The sequence below is a fragment of the Streptomyces niphimycinicus genome (assembly GCF_018883605.1).
GTDB classification, from domain to species: Bacteria; Actinomycetota; Actinomycetes; order Streptomycetales; family Streptomycetaceae; genus Streptomyces; species Streptomyces niphimycinicus.
Map to the genome: position 1 here is coordinate 1 of NZ_JAHLEM010000065.1, position 857 is coordinate 857.

1 protein-coding gene is annotated in these 857 nt (G+C 69.2%); it reads right to left on the bottom strand.

From position 1 onward, the window contains the following. Positions 1-104: 104 nt before the first annotated feature. On the bottom strand, positions 105-857 hold a 753-nt coding region (locus KN815_RS07955; RefSeq protein WP_216341037.1), incomplete at its 5' end, for an enoyl-CoA hydratase/isomerase family protein.

Sequence of the window (857 nt, forward strand, 5' to 3'; positions counted from 1 at the left end):
GAACCAGGGTGGTCGGCCTGAGCACTCGGCAACGCGCGGGCCGGCAATGGCTGAGGAATTCTTCCCACGGAGCCTCTGCGCACGGATGGCGAGAGCTTGGGCACTCAGATGCTGTTGGCGATGCGCTCGTGGTCCCGTTCGCCCTCGCGGGTCTGGATACCAGCGGCGAGCAGCTTGTGGGCGAGCTCGGTGACCTCATCGCCGAACGCCGCGAACAGGCCCTCGTTCTCAACGGCGTACGCCGCACGCGGAATCGGCTGCGCGACCGTGTCGACCGCGGCCTTCGTGATGGAGATCACCTCCGGCCGGAGGCCGGCGATCCGTCGGGCGAGGGTGTCGACGAAGGAATCGAGTTCGGCGGCGGGCAGGGCACGGTTGATCAGGCCGTACCGTTCCGCGAGCTCCGCGCCCACGAGTTCGGCGCCGAGGATGAGCTCCAGTGCGCGGGCCCTTCCTGCCAGGCGCGTCATGTTCACCGTGCCGCCGCCTCCGGGGAGGATCCCCATCAAGGACTCCGGCTGCCCCTGCCCCGACTTGCCGATCGCCGCGAATCGCATGTCCAGGTACATGAAGAACTCGTTGCCCGCGCCGCGCGCGAAGCCCGCCAGCTTGCCGATGGTGACCTGCGGCAGCGAGCGGACCTCTTCGCTCATCGCCTGGAGGATGTTCAGCCCTTCCGGGACGGTCGAACCCGGCGCGGCCGCGATCGCGGCGCGAGTGGCCGCGGGCAGCGCGTCAGGGTCGGTGAGGTAGGCCATGTCACCGTGCGCAACGAAGAACTCCGGGTCAGCGCTCTCGAAGACGATGACGCGGACGTCGGCGTCGTCCCGCACACGCGCGACGAATGCCCGGAGTGA